Origin of the sequence: Bradyrhizobium sp. SZCCHNRI1009, assembly GCF_032487575.1 — a bacterium.
In the GTDB taxonomy this organism is placed as follows: Bacteria; Pseudomonadota; Alphaproteobacteria; order Rhizobiales; family Xanthobacteraceae; genus Bradyrhizobium.
On record NZ_JAUEUL010000010.1, the window covers coordinates 164,885 to 182,349 of the forward strand.

The following is a 17,465-nucleotide window of genomic DNA, read 5'->3' on the forward strand; positions in this document are numbered from 1 at the left end:
CACGAGAGTCTCTTCGCCAGCGCCTTGGCGATTCTGGTCAAGGCGCTGGGATCGGCCTTCGGTTGTCGCTCGCGTCGTATCCGTCCGAGCTGAGGCACGGTCAGTAGCGCCGTGGCCAAGTACGCTCGTCGGGAGCATCGCACAGCATGCGAATATCGCTGCCCGAAACAAACTCGCCCCAAAACGTTCCTTCAAATCCGCTCATTTCGGTACCTGCGACTTGTACTGGTGGCTGAAATCAAGGTTGACCAGGAAAACAGTGTCAGTGAGGTTTCCAGCGTTGGTCGTACTCAATACTTCCGGTAAGGCCTACATCTGGGCTTATCTTATACGTAAGGCCTTAGATGACGGATGGACGCGTATCACGCCGCCCCGAGGTCGCGCCCGTCGTAAATTCATAGTACCTGAGCCTGGGGGTCAGAAAAGGTCATGTCCTTTGCCAATTTCTGCGTAACGGCTACTTTTAGCGTATAAAGGACACGTTCAGATGAAGCGAGATCTGCCTCACGGTAGGTGACCATCACCGAGGGGCTGAAACCGTTAGCTTTGAAGAACTGGCGTATTTGTAGCCGGCGAAGGCGGAAAAATCGTTTGCTTGGAAGAGCAGGGTTCGAAACACGCCATCATAGATGAGGCTGTGTTCGTAAATCGCGCCAACGCCAAATTTTCCGAACGCCTTTTGAATATTTCCGCCTGTGGTCGCCCAACCATCGTCGGAGATCCGGACACGCGTAAAGGCGTCGGGGCCACCGGTCGCATAGATAGAAAGAGTCGTCGTCTGATCGAGCTCTCCAAGCGCCGATAACTTCAGGCTGGGTGAAACGAAGAGGTCCGATTGTGAATATACTGGTGCCAGTAACGAATTGGCGCCGAATTGAAGCGGTAGAGAGGCGTCAAGCTGCCAAGCGGAAAAGGCCCATACGTTTGTGCCAGACCCGGTCTTGTAAGTGCGGCGACTATAAAATCGCTGGTAAAATTTTCGCACGCATTACAAACTCCCACTCACGGTCGGGAGATTTGCAAAAATTGCATAATATGTGGCTGCAATCAGTAGTCCCTCTAGTCTAAATTGTAAATACCCGGACCCAACTTGGGCTTTCGCCGATCAATGTCGCCCCGAGGCGACGACGCACGCACGCGGGCGCAATGAAGTTCGAGGGACGACGCTTTTTCGTTGGGCGGTGGATTCTGTATCGCCTGCTTCGGGCTGCGCGTGACGCAATCCCCGCAAGGTCTGGAATCCCATCTCCGGCGCTGATCCGGCGCCGCGGGGCGACCCGATGGGCTCACGCTAGCACCGGCTGATGCGCCGCCGAAGAACCCCGAAGCACCGGTGATGCGTTCATTTTATGGCTCGTCGGCAAGCTCGATCTGGAAGGGTCGCGCAGCTCCGGCCGCCAGCATAGCTAGCGCACAGTATCCCGAAGGATCGAGTAGCTTTTCGCTTGTCTATCTTAGGTGGCAATGCCAAGCTTATGCTTTATGAGATTGATATCGGCGTCTCATCGACTGCATAGTTATAATCTCCTGGCCTTACCGCTAAACGAATTTGAAGTTCTTATCGGCGCCATCGCGATACGGAAGCGAGAACCGAAACCGAAGGAGAAGCTTTCCATGGGATTTTTGAGCAATACGGTATTATCGGAGCAGGCCGAGCAAATCACGCATCCACTCGTCCGGCGATTGTTTTTACGCGCAAGAGGCTCAAGCCCGGCGGGTACACCACAGAGAGTAGTTCCTCTGGTCGTCGTCGCAAAAATCGCCAGCCGCTGCAATCTAAACTGTGCCTACTGCTATATGTATAATCAGGGCGATCTCAGTTATCGATCTCAGCCGAAGTTCATGTCCGAAACTGTACAGCAGTCTCTGTTCGATCGGGTGAAGGGTTACTGTCTTCGTAATCAGTTGAGTGAAGTAACGATTGTCCTGCATGGCGGAGAGTCCCTGCTGGCGGGTCCCTCGCGTATCGTCAGTCTCGCGCACCGGGCGCGGGAGCATCTTCTTCCTGCGGTCCGGCCGCGGCTTCTTCTGCAGACAAATGGAACGTTACTCTCGGAAGAGTGGCTCGAATTCTTCAGCCGACTTGGTATCGGGTTTAGTATCAGCCTCGATGGCCCGCCGACCGTCAACGATCGGAACCGTCTCGATCATCTCGGCAAGAGTTCATATGGGCGTGTGGAGGCGGCACTTCGCCTTGTATTGAATTCCCGCCATGCGTCGCTGCTCACCAGCGTGAATGCATTAATACAGCCGACCACCGACCCCATCGCATTGTATGAGCACTTCCGTAACCTCAAGGTACCTGTTGTTGACTTGCTCTGGCCCGAAGCGACGCATGATCGGCCACCCTTGCCGTCTGTGGCGGGCCCGGGTGAGACGCCATTTGCCGACTGGCTCATCTGCGTATTTGATGCGTGGTTCGAGGATATGGCTCCTTCGGTCGATCTACGCCTGTTCACAAATCTTGTGAAAATGGTGTTTGGAGGGCACGGCTCCACGACAAACATGCATCATGCCGGGTACATTGGCGATCCATACGCTTTCGTAGCAGTGTGCGAAGCTGACGGAGGACTGGAGCCATTGGACGTTCTCAAAGTGTGCGGCCCGGAATTCACGAAGCTGGGCTTGAGTGTGCACAACGATGAAATTGATGCGCTCAATACCGAGATGCAACGTGCTGGGGCGCTCGGCGGTCAACTGTGTGGGGCATGCCGCAAATGCTCGTTACGGCCGGTTTGTGCAGGTGGAGGATTGTCGCATCGGTACAGTGCCATCAATGGCTTTGACAATCCATCGGTGTATTGTCGCGACTTGACGAAGCTGATCAATCACGTTCGGGCACGAATTCTGTCCTCTGTCCCGAGTGGCTTAAGGCTTGAACTTGAAAGAGATTACGATTCCTCGCGGCTGACAAGCCAGAAAACCGCGGAGGAACAATTTTCGGACGCCCGTTCGCATTTTCCGGCGCTGGAACTGACGGAGGGTTGAATGACCGAAGTACCCAAGCGCATCCCCATAACAGGTGAACCAGATTTGTCGCCTTACGCGGACCTTTTTATAGATAGTTCGTTCGAGGTGTCCGACCGAACTGTCGCCGCCAATCTGCTAAAATTTTGTGAGAATATTTCGGATGCCGCTGTGCTTGATGTAGGCACGGGCGCTGCGAATATTCCTATCTACCTGGCGCAGGCGCGGAAGGGGTGGCGCATCACCGGCATAGACGTGTCGCCACATATGCTCGATGTTGCGCGCCGCAATATTGAACGTGCCGGTCTCATGCATGCAATTGCGCTGGCCCGCTGTTCTACCCACCAGATCCCGGCGCCTTCAGGCAGCTTTGACGTCGTGCTTTGCAACGGCGTGCTGCACTATGTGGACGATGTGGACGAGTTTTGGCGAGAGCTTGTACGCGTTGCCAAGCCGGGCGCCACGGTCCTTGTTCGCGACCTGAAGCGGCGCGCAGCCCAGGCCCAGGAAGTAACCGCAGCATCGCCGTCAACCGGGAGTTATCCCGCGCTGCTTGCGAACCAATTCCGCACAGCGTCGTTAGCTGCCTACTCGCCGGAGGAAGTCCGTCAGCAATTGAAGAGAGCCGGTCTCGAAAGGCTGACGGTGACTTCGGATGAGCGGACATTCGAGGTTTTTGGCCAACTGTGACACGAGAACAATTAGCTCGCGGGGCGGTTCGGTCACGTCCTCACTACTGTCCACCAAGATCATAGCAAGAGTACAGCCTAATTCAGTGGTGATTTTTGGTGAATGAACCAAACACGGCATCGAACGGGTGCTCTAGGGTCTGTACTCAATAGGGATTCCATCTGGAATTGGACTGTGATTCAAGCTTCTCAGCGGAAGGGGAGGCTTGAATGGCAAAGCAGGTCTACTGGCTCAGCGATGCGGAATGTGGCTCAGCGATGCGGAATGGCGGCGGATTGAGCCGTTGTTGCCACGAGGGCGCAAGGGAGCGCATCGGGTCGATGATAGACGCGTGATCAGCGGCATTATGCACACGCTGAGATCTGGTTCGCGCTGGCGCGATTGCCCGGAAGTCTATGGCCCCTACACGACGGTCTACAACCGCTTCAACCGCTGGAGCCGACAGGGGATTTGGACGGATATTTTTTACGCCCTGACCGGATCGAGCGGCATGTACGGATCGATGTCGGTGGATTCCACCTACATCAAAGCCCATCGCTCCGCGGCCGGCGCAAAAGGGGGGGGCTTCAACAATGCGATCGGCCGCTCGCGCGGCGGGCAGACCACCAAAATCCACGCGCTGACCGACGATATCGGCCGTCCGCTTGCCTTCCTGATTACCCCTGGCAACACCCACGACTTGGTCGGTGCACGCGGTTTGATCGGCATGGTTCGTACCCCGCGCCGTCTGCTGGCCGATCGAGCCTACGACGCCAGGAGCCTGCGCGACGAACTGGCCGCACGCCGCATCAAGGCCGTGATCCCGCCAAATCCGACCCGCAAGCATCCGCATCGCTACGATAAGGCCGCCTACAAAGGCCGCAACGTCATCGAGCGGATGTTCTGCCGTCTCAAGGACTTCCGCCGCATCGCAACCCGATACGACAAGCGCGCAGACATCTTCCTGTCCGCAATCCTGTTGGCCGCTGCGATCACTTGGTGGATCAATTGAGTCCGGACCCTAAAGTTCGGCGAACAGGCTCTCAATCAGTCCATCTTTGGTCAGTCGCTCCCGGAACCGCGAGATCGTGCTGTGGTCCGGCGTCTCGTCCTCAAGCGAAAGCCCGGCAAACCGCTGGAAACTCAGCCGGTCGAACAATGCGTCCTCCATCGCCGGGTCCCCAAGCCCGTACCAGCGTTGCAGCAGTATTACCTTGAACATCATCAGGGGCGGGAATGACGGCTCTCCCTTGGCCACCACCGGGATCACGGCTAACAATCGTTCGAATGCCGACCAGTCCTGCAGACCGTTGAGTTCGTCCGGCACCTCTCGCCGGCTACCACGCCTGCTCACCGCCGCACCCAACAGTCCTGACCAATCCGCCGCTGACCCATCTCGCCCTCCGCGACTCATCCGGTAAAAAGGGAATCACGTTCCCCATCCGTGCAAAGGTCTCCACTTTTGGGGATCGCTGATCAAGCGCAATGTCGTGCTATGCGCTGGTAGTACGCCACAGCGAACCGACTGGCAGTGTCCGTTCACGGCGCTATCTCACCTCACCTGCAGCACATACGATCGCTTCATTTGCTCACGTCTCGGCAAGCAACGCATCAGCAAGTGCCGCAGAAATCTTCTGGCCAGTTGCTTGTTCTATAAACAAGAATTGGCCGGCGGGATTAATCTCCAAAAAAACGTACTGTCCATCCGGAGTCAGTCTGAGATCAATAGCGCCATACACGAGCCCTAATTTATGCATTAATGTCTTTAGGGACGCCGCGATGTCATCGGGAAGATCGTGTGGTTCGTATTTTACATCTAGATTCATCCGCACATCCTGCGGATATATCGCGTTGCGAACATCTGCGCTTGCCGCGAAAAATGCTTTGTCGACCGCAGTCACTCGTAAATCAGCAACTGCGGGAACATGCCGTTGAAACTCACCGGGGCATGATTGACTGAGGCCAAATGTTCTTCATCATATTTCGATAGTCGCCTGGTTTCGCGCCAGGTACCTTCCTTAGCGACGAATTGCTTGTGGATGACTTCTCCCTCATGACGGCGCCAAAACGCGCTAGCCTCGGAGGCGTTGTTCGTCATCAACGTCTCTGGAATTTGAAGGCCGATCTCCTGCGCGAGCGCAAGTTGGTACGGTTTATGCGCTGCCGACGAATCGCGCGCAGGCACATTGATCCAGCGCGCGCGCATCGACTGCCAAAGACCGCAAAAGGCTGTATTTGCTTCTGACGATGCAAATTGTCGGTGAACAGGCAACATGTCGGATGGCAAGCGGATCGGCTGTGGACGACGCCACCACACGGATCTGATGCTGCTCAGATCCAGACTCCCTCCGCTCCGTCGCGTCAGCTCAAACCGGCGATCACTTTCCCTGAATTCCATGGAAAGAGAAAGCCGGGTAGGAAATTCTGAAAGATCGAGCAGTTCCACTTGGGAGCCACGCTCTCTGAGCGCCTCCATCACTGCTTGAGCGTGAATATCGTAGGTCTCAGATAGAATTAGAACGGTCATTTAGTTCCTGCCGCGCTTTGGCGAAAGCGCTTCACCACATATGGCGGACCATCAAATTTGGTCTTTAGGAATACGAAGTTACATCCGGTGCCCAAGGCCAAGTATTTTCAGGACCTCTTCTCGTCGGATGATAATGACGAGTGAATGATTGCAAATAATCAACTAGATAGGAAGGAACCTGGCTAGATGTAGCTAGGGCGAATGGCACAGCCGAACGATGGGGCAGCGCATAAAACGGTACGCGGTTTCCGTAAAATTGACCGCGAGGATCATCATTATCGTAGGTGTCACCGATCGGATCCTTCGGCGGTTTTCCGGTTTGATGGAAACTCATTGGATCACTGTCATAGGTATCGCCTATCGGATCCTTTGGCGGCTTTCCAAGATGCGTCGAATTGTGCGCCCTACTTGTACCCCACCCCCCGAATGCCAAAAACCTCTCTCTATCATTTAATTGAAGCTCGCGAGACGCGTCTAAATCGACCCGTACGATTGTCGCTCCCACGGAGGAGTATAAGACCAAATGCGATTTCACAGTTGCTAAATCGAACGTGGCGCTTCGCCCATCGCCAAATGTCAGACCAAATCTGGAAGGATCACTGGGCTGCCAAAGAACACCAGTTAAAGTTACTATTTCCGCGCTTGGTTTCGTCGGCGCACTCTTTACGAGATCGACAAATGCGTTTGCATTTTGATTTCCCATTGGTCTCTCCATCGAGTGATCCAAGGCAGACGTAAAGTTAATATTGTTCCCGGGGGCCAGGAACGTTGCCGGGCAGATTACGCTGATCTTTGAGCGGGTCTGTTGGCAACCTGCGTCAGCAGCCGTTCGAAGAAGCAAATAGTAGCTTGCTTTACGCCCTGTTGACAATTAGTAATTGAAGTCGACCCTCATCAGCAACGAGGGCATCAACTTCACCCGCGCCAAGATGCGTTGGCGTACGCTCAAGATTGAGGAGAGCACCGCGGCCAATACGCAACGCACGACCAAGACCCAGGGCCGGACCTTCCCGAAACTTCTTGGTGTCGCTCACCACTTAAGTTGAGCCTTACTAACTCACGAGAAGCGCCTCTAGGAGCTTCGGTTGACGTTTACATTTCTGGTCGAATGCGGTTCGATTGGACGAACATTTGACCTATCAAATTCTCTGACGGCGACGGCCCAAACCTGTTGCTCATTCAACTAGACGGTATTTTCCGTCGCAGGCGCCCTGCCGGTCCTTCCCGCGGCATGGACCCATCAACTCGTCGCGCACCCCTGCGTAGCCTCTCCAATACGTGTCGAGCAGCCAAAGCAGATATCGGACGTCGAGACTTATGTTTCGAGTAGATTGGTGGTTATACGCGAGATCATTAGCCACACTTTCCCATGTACGGTCGAAATTGATGCCCACCAACTCGCCCTTGCCGTTAACGACTGCGCTTCCCGAATTTCCGCCGCTTGTATCTAGGTCGGCGAGGAAATTTACGGGAACGGTATGAAGCTGGCGATCAATCCAGCGGCTATTCCCGGACGACTTCGCTGCAGTCAGAAATTTCTCAGGCAAGTTAGTTGGCCCCTTGCCGGTATATCTTTCTAGCAACCCTTTCAGGGTGGTCTGCGGCTGTAGCCAAACTGCATCGCGAGCCATGTAACCTCTAACGTGTCCGAACGCGACACGAAGGGTGGCGTTTGCATCCGAAGATATCCGGCCGCGGCCATGGGCAATGACGGCCGCCGTCCAGAAAGGACGCAACTGAAGCATTGCGCCTTCGTCTCGCTCTTTGCGGTCCTTGGCCTCATTGAACGCGGGCTGAAGAGCAAACGCGAGGTCCAGAAGCGGATCGTGTCTGGCCCGTAATTGGTCGGTAGTTTCGCCTAGCATTTTTGCTTGTTCTTGCAGGTCTCCAATTTTGCTCGCCTGGTGAGCCGCCCTTACCGTCCTTTCAATCGACTCGCGGCTCGCGTCCCGCCCAAGAAAGGCTTCCAATGCCGGCCGAAGAGCGGCGACGCTTGTCAATCGCTCGAGCAGTTCGGCCAGCAAGGCTTGCTCCGTTGGTGAATCCATTTGATGGCCGTCCAGCTGCATGCGCGGTTTTACCGGATCCGGACAGGGACTTCGATTGCCCGGGCATGTGAGGGCATTTGGGATACGGGCGCGCTGCACGATCTCGATGGCCCGAGCTAGTGTCATGGGGCCATTGTGGATTTCCGACAATAGCAGGTCGCCCGGCAGATGCGGCTGCCGACGAGCCACGATTTCAGCGATCATCTGGCGCGCTCGGCCAAGATTGGAGAAGTTGCTCCGGTGCTTGGCCCAAGCCATAACCTCACTAGCGGCCGTTTCGGCTTTCTTCAGCAACCGGAATTTGATAAAATTTTCGGCTTGGCCGCGGCTGCTTTTTTGCTCATTGGATATTCGATCGAACCGCGCAGCGAGAGCTCTACGCACAGCCGCATCCCTTGAACCACGCTCGAAGATTTCGATCCAGGCCTTGTACAAATCGGCACGCAGCGCCAACCACCGTTGGCGTTCCTGCAATTCTTCAGGTGTAATGTTGCGGAAGGTCTGGTTAGGATAGCCAACAATCATGACGGGCTGATTGGGTCCGGTACCGTCCGAATTGATCCGGAAGAACGCCGGGGGATTGAACTCATGGTTGCTCAATGCCGGTGCCGCCGGGAGATTGTCAGCGCCAGCATAAACGCGAAGCAGCGCAACGTCCCCGGCGTGCCGTGGCCAGTTCCAGTTGTCGAGGTCGCCGCCGAAATCGGCGACCGAGGAGGGAGGCGAAAACACCAGCCGGACATCACTAAATTCCAGCTCGTCCACTAGAACGAATCGCCCTCCGCCGTCATAGGTGACGACACGGCACTTATGATTTTGTCGGCGTCCGCATTCGCTTGCAAGCCGGGATGCCTCAGTCTGAAAGGCATGGAATCGGGTGCGGTCATCCGGAGCTTGCAGCAGGACGCGGGATATTTGGGCCGTCACGTCTTGCGACGAATCGAAGACACGAACTGTGGCGTCGCTCGGCAATTCCTGCTTTCGGCCAGTTGCCTGGTACCCGTTACTAACCAGATCGACTGTCGGAGTAGAATGCTTTTGGAGAATGTCGAGCACGCAATGGTAGTTAGTCACAACGAGGCCCTGCGGGGAGATGAATGCTCCTGAACAGCCGTTCGCAATGACCGTGGCCCTTAACAAGCTACGCGATGAGCCCCACAATTTGTCGGGACGAATTCGGAGGCCGAGCTTGCGAAACTGCTCCGCTCGAAATTGCAAAAGCTGCTCTGGCGTCCACTTGCCTTCGTCACCTGCCGATGGGTCCGAAAGAAACGATGAAAAGGACATAAGGAGCACGGCAAGAGCCGCGCGGTGTCGACAGCGTTTGCGAAAGCGAAACAACAACTGCTGCTCCTTGCCGTTAGTCGACGCGCTCAAACGGTCGAAGGTCCCGGGAGGTCGGTCACTGTCAGCGCGCCCTGGAACGCGTAGCACCCGACCGCTGTCTAGGCAATCTGTGGTTGACAGGCAGCTTGAAATGTTTTCAAATTGCTATGCAATTATAGCGGGTGGGGGTGATGTTGGGGTCCGTTCTTGATGGTTCGGTGACCGCCGCCAGCGCCGAAGTGGGGCGCGCGCGAGAGCTGCCGCCACTATCGCCGTTGGACCGCGACGTGCTTGTTTCGCTTGATCGAAGGTCTCGACCCTTCGCTTTTGTTCCAGCATTATGTCGTACCTACTCGCTCAGGGACGATGAATTCAACTCTGAATGGGTGGGGCCCGACGGCTTCAGCATAGTCGACATTGGCGAATTCCCAACGATAGCCGCGGACTTGCGCGGAGAAATGCATCGGCTTGGGCCGGCCAAGCTTAGACGGCGTCACTCCCCTGGCATAGCCGTGATTATATCACAGCAGTGCAATTTGACTTGCGGTTACTGCTTGGCGAAGCAGGGTACGTTCGGACTAAATGTCGCGAACATGAAAAAAGCCGAGGTCACGACGCGAATCGAATCCTTGTTTGAGGCCAATCCGGATATCGACTTCATCAAGTTTTTCGGCGGCGAACCGACCCTGCGGATCGATCTGATCAAGGGCATTTGCGATTTCGTGGAAAACAAGCTGAAGAAACGGGTGCACTTCGCTCTGACGACGAATGGTACCCTGGCAGCCTCGCGGCATCTGGACTTGTGGCAGCGCTATCACGTCAGCGTTTCCGTTACGGTCGACGGTCCGCCGCACGTTCACGATGCCGTTCGCACGCGGGCGGACGGCCGCGGCAGCCACGCCAGTGCCGTAGCCTATTGCCGAGACCTGGCCGCGGCTAATTTTCCGTTTGCAGTCGTCGGAGTATTTGACGAGCGCCATTTGCGCAGCGGTATGTCCTATCTGGACATGATCAAATACCTCAACGAGATCGCGCCGCTCTCGAAGGTTCAGTTCCTGGAAAGCCTGGGTGATGCGGCTAGCCATGAGATGGGCGAAGAACCGCTTCAGATGGCACGTGCCCAGGTCGTGGAGGCTGTCGATGCCATCATGGAGGCCATGACTAGTGCCTTCATCTCGCCAAACGACGGTCGTTGGCTCTACGACAACAATATATTCAGATTTATCTACGGGATCGTTCGCGAGACCGCGTTGCCCTACGAACATGCTTGCACCGCTTCCAATCTCACCACGATCTTTCCCTCTGGCGAGTTGATGGCGTGCTATACATTCGCTGAGAAGTCGACGTCGGCTTACGGAAGCAAGTGGACGTCGAAGACAGAGCTTGAGGATCGGCGCCAGGAATTCAGGGCCGCGCACAAATGGGAAGCCATGGCTGCCAGAGGAACCCGGGTTCCTTGGTACAGAGGCGTGGTCGGCGACATTTGTGTCGCTGATATGCTCAACTCCAGCGGAGGACTGGAGCAAAGCGCTTTCTACAAGGCCTTCCAGGAGACCGCCACCCTGCGTATCCTGCAATGGATGCCAGTAGTTGCCAAGGATCCCGTGGCCGTAGCAAGAGTCCTCCACGCCATGGAGCAGCACAAAATTATCACGGGCGAATACACACTGAAGATGAGTCGTGATTTTACTGCAGCGCAAGGAGCGTGAAATGCCTAATCGTGTAAGTCTCGACCAAGGGAATGTTTCTTTGAATGATCTTTTCAAGCAGGCGGAGACCTGGGATGCGGAGGATGCAAAGGATTTGACCAACGACCAGATCGCGATCCTGAATTTGAAGCGTGTGATCGAATTGAAGGACAAGGCCGGCGGCATCGGCGGCGGCAAGGAATGCTTCATCTGCGGCACCGGCTCCTAGACGGCGCTCTTTCTCAGTGCAGATCCCTCGTCATTCCTAGCGCGGAGTGATGAGGGTTCGAATTTGGAGGCGAGACCCATGAGGCGGCGAAAGAGCCGTAGCGCCTTTTTTGATGTCCGCGCAAAGGGTTTTGATGACGTCCAGTTGAACGTCACTCGAGCGGTGCAGGAGGATCCACTACGATATTGCGGAGCTGCCTGCCTGCAGATGATTTTGAAGTCTTATAATATTGAGGACACGCAGACCAATATCTGGAATGCTACGCGGCCTCTGCTTGCCCCACAATCCAACGGCGTCTGGTACACAGATCCACGCGCCGTCAGCACATACCTCGACTCCTTCGAAGCCATCACGCGCAAGGTCAAGGTTCAGGACATCGCCAGCGAGCAATTCACGCTCGCCGTGAACAAGGCTGCAAGGACGATCCTGCAATATCAATGCCCCGTTGCAGGCCTTGTCTGGTCGGGAGGTCACTGGGTCGTCATTGCGGGGGTGCAGGGCGAATTTGACGACAACACCCGGACCACCGGCAGGCTGACCGGTTTTTGGATCGCAGATCCCAGCCGCGGCGAGACCGGCATCGTATTCCACCCCTTCAACCAGTTCATGCGAGAGAGCTATTTCACGCCGTGTCGAATTCCTCGAGACACTTTGTGGAAAGACCGCCTGGTCACGGTGAGCGAGGTCAACGACGAAGTCGCCGGCAGTTTTGAATTGACGGAACGACCATCTGGCGGCGGCGGCGTGATCGGCGCTGAAGATGTTCTGGACATAGTGATCGCGGACATGAGCTTCTATGGAGTAGGCAAGGGAAGTCGCGTGCTTGGCGGGGGCGCCGTTCCGACCGAACCGGTAGCGGTCAACGTCATCGGCAGTGAAGAGCAGTATTTCATCGCTCCGGTGGAAATGAATGGGCGCCTGGTGTGGGCTGCGGTGGTTTCCAAGTACAAGAACGTCATCTTCAATGACCTTGCCGGTCTCATGATGTCGGACCAGTTCCTGACGCCGCCTTCGGGGGACGCTCTCAAGCGACTGCTTGCGCACAAGTTCACCAACTTCGCGGCCAAGAAGGTTGCCGAACGACAGGGACTTTGGTGGCTGCGATCAGTCGAATTATCCTCTTTGTTCCATGTTGCCCGCGTTGTCAGCATAGATAATGTGGATCACTACGTGACCGCGGATAACGAGATCTATACGGAATTGCATCCGGTGCCGGATCAGACCGTCCTCGCGGGATAGCTTGTGTTGAGGCTGTGTTGCCACGGATGCGAACGAAACTGGCCGATTGGGACGCGCCCGCGCCAAAATTGTTTACCGATGGGACCCATCGGACGGCCACCGTAGAAGCCACGCTTCAAAAGATAGGGCCGCTATTTGGCAAGGCCGGCATCACCCGGATCGCGAACATAACCGGCCTCGACAGGATCGGTGTGCCCGTCGTGATGGCCATAAGGCCTGGTTCTCGCGGTCTCTCCGTATCACAAGGCAAGGGAATGTCGCTTGTCGCCGCACAAGTCTCGGCGATCATGGAAGCGCTGGAAAGTTTTCACGCCGAGAACACCGCGCTGGATTTGATCCTAGCAAGCTACGCCGAACTCAAGAACGGCCGGCGACTGCTCGATCCGGCCGGCATGATTCAATACGTTCGCAATCCGTACGCCGAAACCGACCGCGTGCTCTGGGTCGAAGGCATTGACCTCTTATCGGGTAATGGAACTCTTGTACCCTTCGACTGCGTGCACGCTGATTTTGCCATTCGGCCGCCGGTCGGAACGGGCAGCTTCCCGATCAACACCAATGGTCTGGCATCGGGCAATCACATACTGGAAGCCACATGTCACGCCATTTGTGAATTGATAGAGCGCGATGCTCTCACGCTGTGGGAGGCCCTCGACGACGCCGTCCGGCTGTCCACTCAAGTAGATCCACAGTCGGTGACCGACGCTTCGTGCCGCGAGATGCTCGATGTACTCGATCGTGCCGGCGTCAGCTACGTCATTTGGAACGTGACCAGCGACATCGCCGTACCCGCATTTTTCTGCCAGATACGCGACCGGCATCAAGGCGCTTCACGAACGGCCATCCATGCCGGCGGATCCGGGTGCCATCTCGATGCCGGAATTGCTCTGTTGCGAAGTATCTCCGAGGCGGTCCAGTCGCGTCTCACGGCGATCGCAGGATCGCGCGACGACCTGTCGTTTGCGCTGTATCGCACGCTGACCGGTTCTGTTAGTGAGTTCGCAGAGGGGGCGCAACCGCCAGTCATGTCTTTCCGATCTGTTCCGAGCCTAGCGACACCGACTTTCGAAGGCGATCTTGCCGTGCTGAAGAACATGGTGGCGGCGGCGGGGCTGGGTCCAGTCGTCGCGGTTGATCTCTCGCGCGATGACATGAACATTCCTGTGGTGCGTGTCGTGATCCCGGGGCTAGAATCTGCTGCCATATCGGAAGAATACACAATCGGACGGCGGCTTCGGGGGCGAAAGTCGGCATGACTGATTATGTATTTTTGGGCCCTAGTCTGCCGCTTGACGAAGCTAAGACCCTACTGTCAGCGCACTATCTGCCACCCGTCGCTAGGGGTGACATCTACCGCATAGGACTGAGCCGACCACGAGCAATTGGTATAATCGACGGATATTTTGGCGACCGCCCGTCTGTTCTTCACAAGGAGATCATGTGGGCGCTTTCACAGGGCATTCGGGTCTATGGCGCCGCCAGTATGGGGGCGCTTCGCGCGGCGGAATTGGGGCCGTTTGGCATGGAAGGCGTTGGTTGGATTTTCAGCGCCTATCAGCGCGGCGAACTCACCGATGACGACGAGGTAGCCGTCGCACATGCACCTGCGGAGCTTCAGTTTGAACCGGTCTCGGTGGCTATGGTGAATGTGCGGCGCACACTCGTTGCCGCGACCGAAGCTGGTGTGATAGATATCGGCGACCGCCGTCGCTGTGAAACGCTCGCTAAGCAGATATTTTTCGCCGACCGAACTTATGATGTGCTCTTCGATGCGATGATGCAGACCGACCCCGCCTGCGCAGCTCGCCTTAAAGATTGGATCACTACCGGAAGCGTCGACCAGAAGGCAATTGACGCGCGCGACATGCTGCACGCGATGAAGGCTGACCGTGCTGAGTTTGATCCTACTGTTCAAGGCGGCTTTATCAATACGATCTTCTGGGATCGACTAGTTCACGAGTTTTCCAGTGGACATCTTTCACTGGAGGCGAGCTTGGAGGCGGAAATCGTTCTTGAGGAACTAAGGCTATCTCCAACGGACTACGCGCACGCATTCGAGAGTGCGCTTCTACGGGAGTTTGCCCTGAGCGGTCCGCTCTTCGAGCGGTACAGCCCGGTCGAGATCTCAAATCTCGATGAATTGCGAACTAGGTACGGCCTTGCCGCGAGTAGGATAGAGGCGATCGAGCTTCTGACGCTGGCATCCAGCGAGCAATCGGCGCAGCGGGCGCTGGCTCAAATGGCTCCGCGAGCGGAAAAAGGCTTGGTGAACGTTACCGTTGCTTCCGGCCAATACCAACGGCTTTTACGACGCGGGCTCGACAAGCAGCTGCGTCTGCAGAATGATCGTGAGCCATTTTCAGCCACAGAGGTGAGGCAAGCCCTCGAATGCCATTTTCGGACCATTGGATTGCCGCCTGACGAATCGAAGCATTGGGCGCGCATCCTGGGTTTCGCATCAGAAGCCGACTTTGGTCAGGCGCTCGCTAGGGAGGCGCGGTACAAACGGGCCATCGCGAACGAGGCCGGGTGACGCGAAATCCGATGGGCGGCCGCCGCCACAGGAAGGCAAATTCGGCGCACTGGTCGGCAGTGCAAGATGGCGATCGCGGTCTGCGACGTGATGCGGTCCTTGCAAGGTCATCCGGCGGCGCTGATCCGACGGCGCGGGCGACGCGACAGGTCCGCGCCAGCACTGGCTTGGAGCGCCGGCTTAAGAACCCGAAGCACTGGCGATGCGTCGATGTTAATCGTCCGTCAGTAAACCCGTTCCGGAAGGCGCGCATGCGATATGCGATGGGGACTTCGATTCCGAGCGCCTGCGGGTTCGATTCCGGTGTAATCGGGCAGAGGTCGCGACAAAAATTCCCTTATGCTTCAGTGATCGTAGCTGGCCTGGCCGGAATCGAACCGGTCCAGGAAAGGCTGGAAATATAGGCCTTCCTTCGGATAGAGGAAAGCGTACTCACAGCCTTGTTAGCAGTGAGCGTTGTGGTGGCTGCAAGAGACCGCGGCATGCTGAAGATGCCTACCGTCTGCGTCGGCCCGATGTAAAATGTATTTCCAGTCAACGTTATGGAAGCACCCACATTTTGTGCAACCACAATTCCGTTAGATATGTTGTTCAGACAGGCTTGGGAATTTGAGACGGCAATTGAGATGTTGTTGGCCGACGTACCGACCAGACTAGTGCCGCCACTTTAGCTGGATACAAGCTGTGAATTATTGATTGTTGTGTTGACCGACGGTGAAACCAGAGCTGTCGTGCTTGATGCAATTACATTGGTAACCAACAGTGAAGGGGCATTTTGGGCTGTTATGCCCGTCAACTTTGCGCCATTTGTCGCAATAAGGGTGCTTGTTGCCACGGTTATGGTACCCAAAGAACCAGACCCCGTATGCGCAGTAAATACGCCTACATTATTTCCAGTGATGTTTTGTGTTTGCGTGAACGTCGAATTTTTGAGAACGACGGGCAGCCCAGAACCGACCCCATCAAAGAAGACCGCCATGCTACCGAATGAGGGATAATACTCATCCGTAAAAGTGCAGCCATCTATTGTGCTTCCGCCAGGTGCAAAGATGTTGTGTTTGCCTCCCAGATCCGCAGTGCATCCCTGAATATAAGATGCCGATCCATCACCTTGCACGACGAGACTGCCGTTATTGCTCCCCGCACGTTTCGTGCTCACGTTAGAAATCGTTTCGTTGTTTCCCCATACCTGTAGTACGAGGCTTCGACGCGTATACTCGTAGGTCTTTCCGTTTGATCCGGGATTGGAGCCGTCGCACGTGTGAACATAAATGGGCGCGCTCGTGAGGGTCATATCTGAAATGTAATACGAGCAGGCCGTCGCATCAGCCGTTGCATGGCTTGCGACGTTCTGGAGAAATTGACCGTTTTCAAAAACATTAACCCAACTACCAGCTCCGGGTAGCGACTCGGTTGCTTGGTAGAGATTTGTAAAACCGCCGGTCTTGCTCCAATCTCCGGCATTAACGGCATCGACCCCGTCTATAACAGGCTTCGCGCCCGTACCATACATGGCAACCGTGACGTTGTTGACGAGAGGCGAGCCGGTGCCGATCGCGAGGGTCTGTCGCCAGTAGGAGTCGGCGGCAAGTCCTACGCTTTGGCCAGAGTTTATCGTTGGAAGAGCAGTGAGATTCTGGAATGCCAATGATGGGCTTGTGCCCGGGTTTGCATCGTTGCCGTTTACGCTATCAACATAGTAGTTGTAGGCGGCGGTCGTGAAGGTTTGGTTGTTCGATGCGGCGGTGTTGCCGGCCTTGTCGGTCGACGAGACATCGAAATCATAGGTGCTGCTCGCAGTGAGGCCGGTGAGTGTGATGGAGTGGGACGTGGAAAGCGCCAACGACGATGATGCCAGGCCGTAGCTGGTTGTGAGACCGTAGTTTACCGCGGATGTTGCAGGCTCATTGGCCGTCCAAATGATAGTTTCTGTTGAAGACGAGATTGAGCTTACAGAGACCGCTGAAATCTCTGGAGGCGTTGTGTCGGATGCCGGGGAGGAGCCGCCACCTCCTCCAAAGCCTGGCTGATAGCTGTTTCCGCTGCTCGTTCCCGAGAGCGGCTGAATGATGTTGGTGCCGGGGATACAGGCGAGCCCGGAACTTGCTGCACACGTCGAAGATGCCGCGACGGACGATGAGGCGGCGGGTGACGTGATAGGTGGTCGGGTTGCTGTTGTAGTCGCACCGCCCCCAAAACTGATTTCTGATGCAGAGCCTGAAGACAGCATCGTTTGCAT

General features: G+C 56.0%; 15 protein-coding genes. 9 read left to right on the forward strand and 6 right to left on the reverse strand.

The genetic code is table 11. From position 1 onward, the window contains the following. Positions 1-520: 520 nt before the first annotated feature. Positions 521-985, reverse strand: coding sequence for a hypothetical protein (locus tag QX010_RS19115; RefSeq protein ID WP_316181181.1), 465 nt, complete (start codon positions 983-985; stop codon positions 521-523). A 629-nt stretch (positions 986-1,614) separates the two neighbouring features. On the opposite strand from QX010_RS19115, the gene QX010_RS19120 reads away from it, so the two are divergent. The 3 genes from QX010_RS19120 (at position 1,615) to QX010_RS19130 (ending at position 4,648) form a co-directional block, all read left to right on the forward strand. Next, positions 1,615-2,988, forward strand: a complete 1,374-nt coding sequence (locus QX010_RS19120) for a radical SAM protein (protein ID WP_316181183.1) — start codon at positions 1,615-1,617, stop codon at positions 2,986-2,988. Further along, complete coding sequence (locus QX010_RS19125; RefSeq protein WP_316181185.1) at positions 2,989-3,657, forward strand: class I SAM-dependent methyltransferase; 669 nt, start codon at positions 2,989-2,991, stop codon at positions 3,655-3,657. 244 nt (positions 3,658-3,901) lie between these two features. Then, a complete protein-coding gene (locus QX010_RS19130; protein ID WP_316181187.1) occupies positions 3,902-4,648 on the forward strand; it encodes an IS5 family transposase in 747 nt (248 codons plus the stop codon). Between the two features lie 9 nt (positions 4,649-4,657). On the opposite strand, the gene QX010_RS19135 is transcribed toward QX010_RS19130, so the two are convergent. The 3 genes from QX010_RS19135 to QX010_RS19145 form a co-directional block, all read right to left on the reverse strand. Continuing rightward, the gene (locus QX010_RS19135; RefSeq protein ID WP_316181189.1) at positions 4,658-4,963 is read right to left on the reverse strand and encodes a transposase; all 306 of its coding nucleotides are present in this window, start codon (positions 4,961-4,963) and stop codon (positions 4,658-4,660) included. A gap of 262 nt (positions 4,964-5,225) precedes the next feature. Then, positions 5,226-5,537: a hypothetical protein gene (locus tag QX010_RS19140; protein ID WP_316181191.1), complete on the reverse strand. Its 312-nt coding sequence runs from the start codon at positions 5,535-5,537 to the stop codon at positions 5,226-5,228. After that, on the reverse strand, positions 5,534-6,163 hold the full coding sequence (locus tag QX010_RS19145; RefSeq protein WP_316181192.1) for an MvdC/MvdD family ATP grasp protein: 630 nt from the start codon (positions 6,161-6,163) through the stop codon (positions 5,534-5,536). The genes QX010_RS19140 and QX010_RS19145 overlap by 4 nt, the downstream gene beginning before the upstream one ends. 878 nt (positions 6,164-7,041) lie before the next feature. Between QX010_RS19145 and QX010_RS19150 the strand changes: the two genes are divergently transcribed. After that, the gene (locus QX010_RS19150; protein WP_316181194.1) at positions 7,042-7,209 is read left to right on the forward strand and encodes a hypothetical protein; all 168 of its coding nucleotides are present in this window, start codon (positions 7,042-7,044) and stop codon (positions 7,207-7,209) included. Positions 7,210-7,338: 129 nt separating this feature from the next. Here the strand turns inward: QX010_RS19150 and QX010_RS19155 are convergent, their stop codons facing one another. Continuing rightward, positions 7,339-9,588, reverse strand: a complete 2,250-nt coding sequence (locus QX010_RS19155; RefSeq protein WP_316181196.1) for a S46 family peptidase — start codon at positions 9,586-9,588, stop codon at positions 7,339-7,341. A gap of 140 nt (positions 9,589-9,728) precedes the next feature. Between QX010_RS19155 and QX010_RS19160 the strand changes: the two genes are divergently transcribed. From QX010_RS19160 to QX010_RS19180, 5 genes are all read left to right on the forward strand, one after another. After that, positions 9,729-11,246 carry a radical SAM protein gene (locus tag QX010_RS19160; protein ID WP_316181197.1) on the forward strand — a complete coding sequence of 506 codons (1,518 nt, stop codon included), beginning with the start codon at positions 9,729-9,731 and terminating at the stop codon, positions 11,244-11,246. Next, entirely contained in the window at positions 11,218-11,454 is a 237-nt protein-coding gene (locus tag QX010_RS19165; protein WP_316181199.1) for a hypothetical protein, read from the forward strand. Before QX010_RS19160 ends, QX010_RS19165 begins: the two co-directional genes overlap by 29 nt. Before the next feature lie 78 nt (positions 11,455-11,532). Next, on the forward strand, positions 11,533-12,693 hold the full coding sequence (locus QX010_RS19170; RefSeq protein ID WP_316181201.1) for a hypothetical protein: 1,161 nt from the start codon (positions 11,533-11,535) through the stop codon (positions 12,691-12,693). A 26-nt stretch (positions 12,694-12,719) separates the two neighbouring features. Further along, the gene (locus QX010_RS19175) at positions 12,720-13,949 is read left to right on the forward strand and encodes a YcaO-like family protein (RefSeq protein ID WP_316181202.1); all 1,230 of its coding nucleotides are present in this window, start codon (positions 12,720-12,722) and stop codon (positions 13,947-13,949) included. Beyond that, positions 13,946-15,226, forward strand: a complete 1,281-nt coding sequence (locus QX010_RS19180; RefSeq protein WP_316181204.1) for a TfuA-like protein — start codon at positions 13,946-13,948, stop codon at positions 15,224-15,226. Before QX010_RS19175 ends, QX010_RS19180 begins: the two co-directional genes overlap by 4 nt. A gap of 667 nt (positions 15,227-15,893) precedes the next feature. Here the strand turns inward: QX010_RS19180 and QX010_RS19185 are convergent. Further along, the gene (locus QX010_RS19185) at positions 15,894-17,465 is read right to left on the reverse strand and encodes a hypothetical protein (protein WP_316181281.1); all 1,572 of its coding nucleotides are present in this window, start codon (positions 17,463-17,465) and stop codon (positions 15,894-15,896) included.